Annotated in this window: 3 protein-coding genes; all 3 read right to left on the bottom strand. The window is 46.0% G+C overall.

Annotated elements, in window-relative coordinates; all coding sequences use genetic code 11:
* Window positions 1-7,722, bottom strand: a 7,722-nt coding sequence (locus tag F6K38_RS26585; RefSeq protein ID WP_287358072.1) for a non-ribosomal peptide synthetase, incomplete at its 3' end; no start/stop codon positions are given.
* A complete protein-coding gene (locus F6K38_RS26580; RefSeq protein ID WP_008178616.1) occupies window positions 7,719-9,233 on the bottom strand; it encodes a methyltransferase in 1,515 nt (504 codons plus the stop codon). The genes F6K38_RS26585 and F6K38_RS26580, both read right to left, overlap by 4 nt.
* A 42-nt stretch (window positions 9,234-9,275) precedes the next feature.
* Window positions 9,276-12,631 (bottom strand): type I polyketide synthase (locus F6K38_RS26575; RefSeq protein ID WP_287358070.1); only part of this gene is annotated, 3,356 nt, incomplete at its 5' end.

Genomic DNA, 12,631 nt, shown 5'->3' with positions numbered 1-12,631 from the left:
CTCGATGCGATTCATTAAGCGCACGGCCAACAGGGAGTGCCCCCCCAAGTCAAAGAAATGACTGCCCACCCCAATGGGTTGAACCTCTAAAATCTCCTCCCATAGCTTCACCAGTTGCAGCTCTTGGTGATTGCGTGGGGGAATGTAGGTATCAGGGGAGTAATGATCGCTGATTAATTCAGGGGTGGGCAATCGTTTGCGATCGACCTTACCATTTGCCGTTAGGGGCAGGGCATCGAGGACCATGTAACTCGGCGGGACCATATACTCTGGCAACTGCTGCTGCAAGTAGTGACGCAGTTCGTCGATGCGCATGTCATCGTGGACGTCTTCTGTGGCAGAGTCAGATGATGATTCTGAGTGAAAGACCACATAGGCGACCAACTGCTTACTCTGTAGTTCACCCACAGCAGCCACAACGGTTTCCTTAACTGTAGCATGCCCCAGCAGGGTTGCCTCAATCTCACCGAGTTCAATTCGATAACCACTGATTTTGACTTGGAAATCCTCCCGACCCAAAAATTCACTGTTGCCGTCGGGTAAGTAGCGGGCCAAATCACCCGTTTTATACAAGCGCTCTCCAGTCTGGGGATGCAGGATAAAGCTGGCATTCGTTTTTTGCTCATCCCGCCAATAGCCCTGGGCCAGACCAATCCCACCAATGTAGAGCTGACCTGGAACCCAATTAGGACAAGGGTCCAGATTGTGATTGAGCACATGTAGGCTTTGATTCACTAGAGGTTTGCCGTAGGGAATGCTCTTCCATTCCGGCTCTACGGTAGTGATGGGATAGTACACAGACCAAATTGAAGCCTCTGTGGCTCCCCCCAGACTGACCACCTGTCCTTGGGGCCATAATGATTGGATTTGGGTCGGTAAATTGAGTGGAATCCAATCACCACTCAACAGGGCAAGTCGGAGGTCCTCAGTTACTTGGTCTGGGTGCTCAGACAGATATTCCACTAGCATCTGCATCAGGGCTGGGACAGTGTTCCAGAGGGTGACTTGATGGGTCGTCATTAACTCAACCCAATGGACTGGGTCTTTGGCTGCCTCTGGAGTGGGCATGACTAGGGTGCCCCCCGCTGCCAGGAGGCCAAAGATATCGTAGACAGACAGGTCAAAGTTGAGGGCAGAGACCGCCAGCATTCGGTCAGTGGGCTGAACGTCAAACCGTTGGTTAATATCTTGGATGGTGTTAACGGCTCCTCGGTGATCGATCATCACCCCTTTGGGTGTTCCTGTAGAACCGGAGGTAAAGATCACATAGGCTAAATCGCTGCTGCTAACGTTTGCCTCCAGGGGAGTGTCTATGATCTCCTGTGGTTGGGAAGCAACCACCAGGCAGTGCAGGTGGTCTGGCAATCCTAAGCTAGCGTTTAGGGCAGCTTGTGTCACGACCAGTTTGACTTCTCCTTGCTCCAGCAAAGACCATTGACGCTCCTGGGGCAGGGCGGCATCAATGGGGAGATAGGCTGCACCAGCCATCAAAATGCCTAAGACAGCAACGATTTGCTCCCAGCCTTTTTCCATGAGCACGGCTACTAGGGTGTTGGGGGTGGCTCCCAATTGCTGAACTTGCTGGCCGAGCGCCTGAGCTTCGGTGTAGAGTTCATGGTAGGTGAGGGTGCGTTGCGGGGTGATGAGGGCGATCGCCTCTGGTCGCTGCTGAACTTGCTTCACAAACAAATTATGGAGGGTCTCTTCAGAAACAGGGGCATAGGTTTCATTAACTTGGAGGCGTTGGGTAAGTTGAGAGAGGGGCAGTAGTTGAGGGCAAGTCTGCGCCCAAGCCACATCGGAGGTTGCGAGCTGTTGCAACCAATGGTAGTAGCTTGTGAACATGTCATTGAGGAACCCCTCTGGGAAGAGGTCTTCGACTACATTCCAGATTAGGAGTAAGGCACCATTTTGTTCAGCAACAGAATTGTCTAGCCACACTTGAGGGGTTTTAGAGACCATATAAACAGTTTCTCCCAATTGGTCGAATGGCCAAGCGTGCCATTCATTGGACGGCAATCCCTTCTCTGCCGACGTATTCAGCGCCAGCGTACTGGTAAATACAACCCCCATGGGTTGATAACTACCGCGCTGACGGCGAAGTTCTCGTTGCACCTCAACGCCCCCAACATAGCGGTGGTCTAGGTCTTGCCAAAGTTGTCCCTGGAGACGTTGAGCACGCTGAGCAAAGGGAGCTGCGTTTTTTTGATTGACCTCTAAGAGTGTCAGGGAAGTGAAGTCTCCCACTAAATCATTGACTTGGGGATGCAAAGGTAGCCGGTTAAAGAGGGTGAGATTGATCGTGAATTTGGGACTTTTGCTCCAATAGGCTAGGAAATCGGCAAACGCGGCTAACAAGACCCCTGACGGTGTCAAACTGGCTTGTTTTGCCCTGGCTTGCAATTGCTGCCAATCTGGGGCAGACAGTTCAGCCCGATAACAATTAAATTCAGGTTGCTCTAGTGTGGCAGTTTGCTTGACCAAGGGAAGTTCTGGTGCAGGGGGGAGTGTCTCTAAGCGATTCCACCAATACTGTTGAGAGCGTCGATATTGGGGCGTGTCTTTGAGACTCAGTTCTGCTAACACATAGTCCCGAAATGTGAGGTCTAATTTTGGTAGGAAACTGTCTGGGTTCTGGTATAGCTGCAGCCATTGTTGCCAAACAATGATCATGCTCCAGGCATCAGCAATTAGGGCATCAAAGCTCCAGTGTAAGCGGTAACGCTGATCCGCTAGGCGAGTCACACGAATCTTAAATAGTGGCCACTCTCCAGCGGGGAACATCTCGTGGGACAGGCGATAACGAATGGTTTCTAGTTCGGTTGAGACGATTTGTTCTGGTTGACCGCGCAAGTCTAAAACTTCAATCTGATAGGGGTAAACCTGTTCAAGGACTTGCTGTTCACCATTGGGTAGAATCACCATTCGCAGCATGTCATGATGGTCTATTACTTGCTGCCAAGCCTGACTTAACCGGTCTAAAGCTAAATTCTCACAGTCCAGTTCCAGATAACCATGCGTGGTAATATTACCCAAGTCAAAGTGCGAATTGCGGCCGAGCCAATAAGCTTGTTGAATCTCGGTGAGGGGAAAGGGTTGATAGCGCTGGCTTGGCGCAGGCACAATTGTGGGTAAAAGACCATCAGGCTTTTGCTTTGGTGAATCTTCAACCCTAGGTAATTGGACTAAGGCTGAGTCTAATTCGGCAATGGTGGGGGATTCCAATAAACGCTGTAAAGTCAGTTCCTTTCCAAGAGCTTGTCTGATCCGAGACACAACTTGGGTAGCCAGCAAGGAATGTCCACCCGATTCAAAAAAGTTGTCATGTATACCCACCTGTTGGATACTCAACACCTCTGCCCAAATTGCAGCTAAGGCTTTCTCTGTGCTAGTCTCAGGAGCCACGAACTCGGTTGACCTACTACTGGTATTATCGGGTGCAGGCAATGCCTTGCGGTTTACCTTGCCATTGGGTGTCAATGGCAGTTGTGGCAAAATCACGTACCTACTCGGCACCATATACTCCGGCAACCGCTCCTCCAGATACTTCCTCCACTGCGGTATTAGTTGTTTGCCTGTTACAGAAGCCAAGGGATTATTGCCATAACGATGCCAGTTCCCCCCTACCACTGATTGTTGAGTTAGTGGTGTTAATACCATCGCTTCTGGGGCTAAGGAGCTTCGCACAAATACTGCATCAAAACATCCTTCCGTCTTATGTGACCAACACAACTCTAGTTCATACCCCAAAGAGGCGCTCAGTTGATGTAGCTGTTCTGGTTCGATACCATTGACTAGCTTCTGCCGTAACTGTTGTCTCAACTGCTGCACATTCAGTTTTGACTCTACTTGTGAGAGCAACTCTACCGCAGCCATATCTGTTGCCACCCGACCATTAGTCAAACTACTAAAGCAGATTGATTCTGGTTGCTGTTGTCCCAGATATACTTCAATGTCTTCCATTGACATACCCACACCATTCTCTACTGGTGCAACGATTACTGATGTAGGTTTAGCCTGTATGTGCAGTAGCACACTGTAACGGTATTTATTCAGCTCGTTGTGTTCGCTTCCCCTCTGTAAACGGATCTGTACATGAGTGATTTCTGGATAGGTGTCTTTGAGGGCGACAAACAACTCTGGTGAGACCAACAACTCTGTCTCCTGTTGCATAAGCCTGTATATGCCTTGCTTTAGTTGTTGCACAGAGAGTGATGGGGGAGCTTTGTGCAGTTGCACCGAAGTGTGAAATGCCCTCATTAGTGGCAAAGAGCGGATATCCCCTAGGAAAATCATTCCTCCTGGTTTGACTACCCGGATACTATTAGAGATTACTTGCAACAGATACTCTACACTTGGGAAATACTGGACTATGGAGCTTAGAAGCACTACATCAAAGCTGTTATCGGCAATGTCTGCCATCTCTTCTGCTGCTTTCTGAGCTAAGGTGACATGAGCATATTTGTCCGGTTGCTGTGCTATTTGTGTTTGGATATACTTCAACGACACTTCTGAGATATCGGTGCCGTAATAAGCCCGTGTGTGGGGGGCTATTTTAAATAGCAGCATTCCTGTGCCACAACCTACTTCCCACACTGAATTGGGTTTGTTGGCTAAGACTTGAGTTACTATATCCTCCGCCCAGTCTCGCATTTGTGCTTCGGGTATGGGTTGCTTGTCGTAGTTGCTTAAGTAACCAGTAGTGTTGAACAGTGGGTCTGTGACTTCACTTAGTTGAGAGTATATTTGTTGGTTGAATATTTCTTGCCAACTGTTGAGGTGAGTCTCTGATAGTTCTGGGTTGGAGTTGGTTGCCGTTTCCATTTGAGCCACTATATAGGCACATAGATGTTTGTCTCCTGGTTTGTCTTCTCTGGCTACTACTACTGTTTGTTTTACCGTGGGATTTTGATTTAGTACCGCTTCAATTTCGGCAGTTTCAATGCGGAATCCTCGTATTTTTACTTGATGGTCGATCCTACCCAAGAATTCGATGTTGCCATCTGGTAAATAACGTGCTAAATCCCCTGTTTTATAAAGCCTCTGTTCTGCTTTGTTACTGAAAGGGTTGGGGATAAACTTCTGAGTGGTTAAGTCGGGACGGTTGAGGTAGCCACGAGCCAAACCGATACCACCGATATACATTTCAGCAGGAATGCCGATCGGAACTGGTTGTAAATTGTTGTCTAGAAGGTAGATTTGGGTATTAGCTATGGGGTGACCAATGGGCAGCACTGAGTACTCTGGTGAACATTCTGCCATCGTGGCACAGACTGTTGATTCTGTTGGTCCGTAGGCATTGACAAATTGTCGCCCCTGTGACCATTGGGATATTACCTCTGCTGGACAGGCTTCTCCTGCTACGACTATAGTCTGGAGGGATGGTAATTCCTCTTTTTGCATCACTGCTAGAGCTGACGGAGGCAGGGTAAGGTGGGTGATTTTTTTCTCATTGAGCCACTTACTCAAACTAGCTCCTGGCAACAAATTTTCTCGGCTTTCCAGATACAGACTGGCACCGGAACCTAAAGCCATAACTATTTCCCAGATCGAGGCATCGAAGCTTAAAGATGCGAACTGAAGCACTCGACTATTTGAGCTGACTTTAAAGGCTTGAATCTGAACTTTAAGTAGGTTATGTAGTCCAATATGGGCTACCATTACTCCTTTGGGTTTGCCTGTGGAACCTGAAGTGTAGATCACATAGGCTAAATTTTCTGCCGTAACTTCACTGGTAACATTTTTAGGATTTTCAGTAACAATTTTTTGCCAATCTCGATCTAAGCAAACTACCTTTGCTTCGTATTGAGGCAACAAAGTTAGTAACTGTTGTTGAGTTAGCAACACCGACATTTGGGAGTCGCGAAACATATAGTCTAGACGTTCTTGGGGATACTTGGGATCTAAAGGTACATAAACTCCTCCTGCTTTGAGAATCCCCAACAATCCCACTATCATTTCTAATGAACGCTCTACACAAACGCCCACCAATACCTCTGGACTTACGCCTAAACTTTGTAGATACCGAGCTAATTGATTTGCACGGATATTCAACTCTTGGTAGCTGAGTTTCTCTTCCTTAAAAACCACCGCAATAGCATCCGGTGTCTGCTCCACTTGTTCTTCAAACAACTGATGAATACATTTGTCTGTCGGATAATGAGTAGTGGTCTGATTCCATTCAACTAATAACTGATGCTGCTCTGCCTGGGTTAACAAAGGCAATGACTCTAACCTTTGTTCAGGATGCGTGACAATCCCTGCTAACAACGTTTGTAAATGACTAGCCATCTGGGCAATAGTCTGCTCATCAAATAGGTCAGTGTTGTACTTGAAGAACCCAGACAGTTGTGAGTTAATTTCGATAATTTCCAGCACCAGGTCTTCTAGGCTTTCATATTGATCGAATAGAAATGTTTCAACTTCCATTCCACCCCAATGAACCAAGGTCTTTGTTTCACCCAGGAACAGCTGTTGCGTTTCGGACTGTAGGAAATTATGGAGTCCAAAGAAGACTTGGAAAATGGGGGAACGGCTGAGATCGCGCTCCGGTTGCAATTTTTCAACTAACAAAGAAAAGGGATAATCCTGGTGGGCTAATGCATCAATAACCGTCTGACGAACTTGGGTCAAAAACTCTCGAAAACTGAGGCTCCCTGACACCTTAGCTCGCATTACCATCGAGTCAACAAAATAACCCACCACTGAGGTAAACTCCGGTCTGGTTCGACCAGAGGTTGGAGAACCCACCAGAATATCTTCTTGCCCTGTATAACGATGCAGTAATACTTGAAATGCAGCTAAGAGCGTCATGTAAAGGGTTGCCCCTTCTGCTTGACTCAGAGCTTTGACCTGTGTTACCAAATGCTCAGGTAACTGGAACCGGTAAACCGCACCATTATTAGTTTGAATTGGAGGATGTGGCCGGTCAGTTGGCAAATTTAACACCGGTAACTCCCCTGCCAGTTGCTGTTGCCAGTAGGTCCACAGGCTTTCTCCTTTTGAGCCCTCCACTAATTGCTGTTGCCACTTAACATAATCCTGGTAGGTATGCTGCAGGGACGGCAGATCAACGGCAACACCTGCACAGTGGGCTTGATAGAGTTCTGAGAGTTCCTTGACAATTATATTGGCAGATGAACCATCCCAAGCAATGTGATGGATGGTAAGCAACAAAATATGCTCTTGTTCTGATCTCGTGAACCATCTAACCCGCATCACAGGATCGGTTTGTAGATCAAAGGGATGCCGATGCGCTGCCACAACTTGGGTCTGCAATTCATTCTCATCCCAAGTAGATGCGTCAATCTGCACAAAGTCGAGTTGCTCGGAATGCTGTCGAATCGGGGTCTCCCCACATTTAGGGAAAGTGCTACACAGCAATGGATGGCGCTTCCTTAACGCCTCAAACGTCTGTTGCCAAGTCGTAACATTGACTTGGGAATATATGCGAGTGGCAAATGAAACATTGTAATTAGGGTTGTCTGGGAAGAGTTGCCACAGAAACCAGATGCCCTGTTGACCGTAACCAAGAGGGTAAACCTGGAGAACTTCTGGGTGCTCCTGCAAAATTGTGAGAATGTCTCGTTTGTGTTGCTTGAGCTGGGCTAACACTTGATCTGTTGAGTCAGCATCTGGAGCCTGGAAACAGACTTGCCCCTCTTCAGCCCAAAATTGCCAGCCGCTGATGACAAGCTCTTGTAAAAACTCTGATAAGTTCATAACCTACCTTCCCTCATTTTTTTGTCCTGAAGCGCTATCTCTTGTAAATTGTCGCCATCCATCTTACTCTCTAGATCTTGAGCACCTTGAGCATTCCGATGTAGTAGTTCACTCACCTTGATTGCCAGACGACTAATATTTATATCTCCCATCAAATCCGCAACAGAGATGTCAACACCCAAGTCAGCTTGAACTCGATTTCGCAATTCCAAGACCATGAGAGAATCAACACCCATCACAGTAAGTGATGTCTCTTCATTGATTTCAGCTTGTGTCTCCTTTAAAATAGCAGCAACAACAGTTTTGAGATAAAACGCTAAGCCAACCTGAGCATCGGATAGATCCTGTGACAGAAATTGTTGCCGAAAATCTTCTCTAGTACCCTGAGAAAAAGTCGTCGATCCTTCTCTGAAAAACTGAGGTAACAACAGGGGTTTACCATTAGGACTGTTCTCAATAATTTTCGAGTAGGGGGTTAAGTTCTGAAGTTTTTCTTGATTTAGTCGTAAAATTGTCTCCTTTTCAGTAAAGCTATCTTTCTGGACTGTAATTAATAGATAAACAGCCAATTTTTTGCGCAGTAACTCTCCAAGTTCATGGGGACCAACAAAATGATCTTTAGCGTTCTCATCATAACCTTGACATAGACGAGCTAAGTTATCGGTAAAATTTGGATCGTACAGATAATTGGCAATTCCAAGGCTAGCATCTACTCCCTCAACCACTTTTAAATTATTTCGAGCCAGCAACTGTGCCCATTTTGATCGGGTAACATAATAAGCAGTCGATTTGGCATCGTCAATGGGCGTCAAGGGCAAATTGGAAATAATTTCCGCTGCTACGAAAAAACCGCTATCGTTGAGATGTTGACTTATATTTAAGAATACATCTTCCTTGCGCTTGATATGATGAATGACCTGACAGCTGAAGATTAAGTCATAGGTATCAGGCAATGGCTGTTTAGCACTATCACGGTTGTAAAGGTAAATACGGTCAGAATAGCCCAAACCTTGGATTTTTTGCTCACCTGCTTTGACTTGCTCTGGAGAAATGTTATAGCCATCTAGCTGGAGATGGACATGGTTGGTTGCCAAATCAATTAAATCATGGGAGTATCCACAACCAATATCCATAACTTTTTTAATCGATGAGAAGTCGATGCCCCTAAATAATACAGCCTTCATTTCGGCTTGCGCTTGTAGACTTAAGCTAGTCTGCTCCGGGTGCTGATCGGGATTGAGGATAACTTCCAGCCAAGAAAAGTCAGGCACAACCTCAGAAAAGGGTGCAAATCTCGCATAATCTTTCGCGGTATTGCTATGATCTAGCGCTCGATAATAGCGGCTTAACCTTTCTTCAGTTGACCCTTTTTCAGCAATGAATTCCTGACCTGATAGTTGCTGATGTGGTTTGTTTTCGGCAATCTTCTTTTCAAAAAATTGACGTTGTTCAGGAGAAAGTTTTGACAATCGTTCTTGAAGATTATTCATGTTTTCTAGATCGTCAGACATTTTGATTGTTTCCTAATTAATTCAGTTTTTTGGTTAATTTTGCTATGAATTTTGCGAAAATTTTTCTGCTTCTGACAAGAGCTTATTTAAATTTTCACTATCCATCTGTAGCATCTGATTCATTAAATCCTTCTCTTTACGATCTTTATTAGTCAAGAGTTCATTCTCTTGATGATAAAGATTTATAATTAACTGCGCAAATTTCGACAGTAATTTCACTTCTTCCTCTCGCGATAAATCCAATGTTTTTTTTAAATATTGAATTAAATCTAAAACATTTCCTTGATTGAGCAATCTAATAAAATTATTTTTCTGATTTTTAGAAGTCGCTGATGTGAATTTTTGCTCATTCGTTTCATATTTTTCAATCCAGTATTTTTTGCGTTCAAATGGATATGTGGGTAATGTCACCTTCTGATAGCTATATTCTTGGTTCAAACTAGACCAATTAACCCGAACACCCTGTACATATAGCTTTCCTAAACTAGAGAGCATCTGCTGCTCATCGTCTACCGTCGGACGCAGAGAAGGTAACCACACCCCCGTCCCTTCTGGGAGGCATTGACGTCCCATACCCAACAAAATGGGTTTGGGACCAATTTCTAGAAAGCAGTCATACCCAAATTCAGATAATGCTTCCATACTGTGGGCAAATCGAACTGGTTGACGAATGTGATTGACCCAGTACTGAGCAGTGGCGATTTGTTCGTCTGCTTTTACCCCCGTCACATTTGAGATCAAGGGAATGCGAGGAGAATGATAAGTGAGTTGTTCAGCTACCGTGGTAAACTCTGCCAATATTGGCTCCATCAGAGGAGAATGAAATGCATGGGAAACTTGGAGTGACTTGGTCTTTACCCCTGCTGATTCAAGCTGGTTAGAGATCGCACCCAAGACCTCAGCAACACCTGAGATCACCACACTTTCAGGTCCATTAATAGCTGCAATAGATATCTTCTCGGTATGGGGGGAAATTAGCGATCGCACTCTCTCTTCAGAGGCCATCACTGATACCATCGCTCCTCCGGCAGGTAGCTGCTGCATCAACCGGCCCCGAGCAGCAATCAGTTTTAGTCCGGTTTCTAAATCAAAGACCCCAGCAATCGTCGCTGCCACATACTCACCTACGCTATGCCCCATTACCACCGCTGGCTGAATCCCCCAGGATTGCCACAATTGAGCTAAGGCATATTCGATCGCAAACAAAGCCGGTTGGGTATAGGCTGTGTTATTCAGCCGAGCAGCATTCTGCTCATCCGCTGTTTGCGGATATAGAAGATCAATCAAAGAAACCTCAAGCTCGGACTGTAAAATCTGGTCACATTGGTCAATCGCATCCCGAAACACAGACTGAGTTTGATACAGTTGCCGCCCCATGTTCAGATATTGCGACCCTTGACCAGTGAACAAGAAAGCAATTTGGGCTCGAACTGATGCTTTAGTCTGCCCTTGAGCAAGTTCCTGAGTTTGCTCAGGGCTCAACTCAGCATTATCATCCAACACATTTGCCAGTTTGCAACGTAGATCAGGAATCGAATCACTTACTATCGCTAACCGATGTTCAAAGTGTGCTCTTCCCACACAAGCCGTATAACAAATATCTCCAAGCTCCACTTCAGTATTGTCACTCAGATAGCGTTGATAGCGCTTGACTAACGCTTGCAGTGCAGGAGCTGTTTTGGCTGAAAGGGTGAGAAGATGATGCGATCGGTCCTCAAGCTTGGCTCCATCTTCGTTTCTGGTTTTTGGTTGGGCATTTTCTGGTGCTTCCTCCAAAATCACATGGGCATTTGTTCCTCCAAACCCTAAGGAGTTAACACCGGCCCGTCGAGGATGACCATTCCTCTCCCACTCAGAGAGCATTGTATTCACAAAAAACGGACTATTGGCAAAGTCAATTTTGGGATTCGGTGTTTGGAAATGAAGACTAGGGGGGATTTGTTTGTGGTAAAGAGCAAGGACTGTCTTAATCAAGCCCACAATGCCGGAGGTGATTTGTAAGTGCCCCACATTGGTTTTGACAGACCCAAGGGCACAAAACTGTTTGCGCTGAGTTTTAGCCTGAAATGCTTGGCTCAGAGCACCCAATTCGATCGGGTCTCCGAGCAAAGTTCCTGTGCCGTGAGCTTCCACATAGGTAATCGTCTCGGGATTGATATTGGCAGTTGCAATTGCCTCGGCCACCACTGTAGTCTGTCCCTCCCCATTGGGTGCGGTATACGCAACTTTGTTGCTCCCATCGTTATTAATGGCAGATCCCTTAATAACCGCATAGATATGATCTCCATCTTGGAGAGCTTCCTCCAGGCGCTTCAAGGCAACCAAGCCAACGCCATTGCCAAAAATAGTTCCTTCTGCTTGGGCATCAAAGGCTCGACAGTGGCCATCGGGAGATGCTATGAGCCCTTCTTGGTGGAGATGTCCAACTCGTTGGGGCACCTGCACTGAAACACCTCCCGCAAGAGCCAAGTCACATTCTCCATTAAGCAAGCTCTGGACTGCTGTGTGAACTGTAACGAGTGAAGTTGAGCAAGCCGTTTGAATATTGACACTCGGTCCAGTCAGGTTCAATTTATGGGAGATGCGTGTTGTCAGATAATCTTTATCATTAGCAAGTACCACCTGCAGGCCGCCCATAGAGTCGGGAGTGAGTACTCGTAAATCATCATGTTCATCAAAAGTGTCACGGTTGGGCAGAAGATTATGAATGAAATAAGTACTTAACATTGCTCCCGCATACAAACCAATAGAGCCTGAATAAGTCAGAGGATCATACCCTGCATCTTCCAAGCTTTCCCAGGCACATTCCATCAATAATCGTTGCTGGGGATCCATAAATTCAGCTTCTCGGTTAGTATAGCCAAAGAAGTGAGCATCAAAATATTCCACATCAGAAAGAATTGGACTTGCTCTCACATAATTAGGATTACTTAAAAGCTTCGGATCAATGCCAGAAGCTAATAGTTCTGAATCTGAGAAAAAGGTAATGGACTCCGTTCCATTCTGTAAGTTCTGCCAGAATTGATCGAGATTATCTGCGCCAGGGAATCGACCTGCCATGCCAATCACCGCAATCTCTGTTGAGTCCGCTTTACGAACTTCTTGGCGAATCTGTGCCCGTGCATACCCCTGTTGGGCTGCTGAATCTTCAGGTTGCGTCTGGGTGAAATATTGAGCCAACGCCTCGATAGTGGGATGACTAAACATCTCTGCAATTGACAATTCTTTGCCAAAAGATTCTTGCAACTGACTTTGTAGCGTTAACAGTAAAAGGGAATGACCACCTAATTCAAAGAAGTTCTCTTGCAAGCCAATTTTATCTAAACCGAGGACATCTTGCCAAATATTGACAATTACCTGTTCTACCTCAGTTTGAGGTAAGGCTAAGGCTGTTTCCT

The sequence above is a fragment of the Moorena sp. SIO3B2 genome (assembly GCF_010692525.1).
GTDB lineage: Bacteria > Cyanobacteriota > Cyanobacteriia > Cyanobacteriales > Coleofasciculaceae > Moorena > Moorena producens.
The sequence above is the reverse complement of the archived record's forward strand: the minus strand, read 5'-3'. Positions and strand labels throughout refer to the sequence as shown.

Bases quoted from the DNA above. Each gene is read 5' to 3' on its own strand.
- F6K38_RS26580 (WP_008178616.1), bottom strand. From the start codon at position 9,233: ATGTCTGACGATCTAGAAAACATGAATAATCTTCAAGAACGATTGTCA.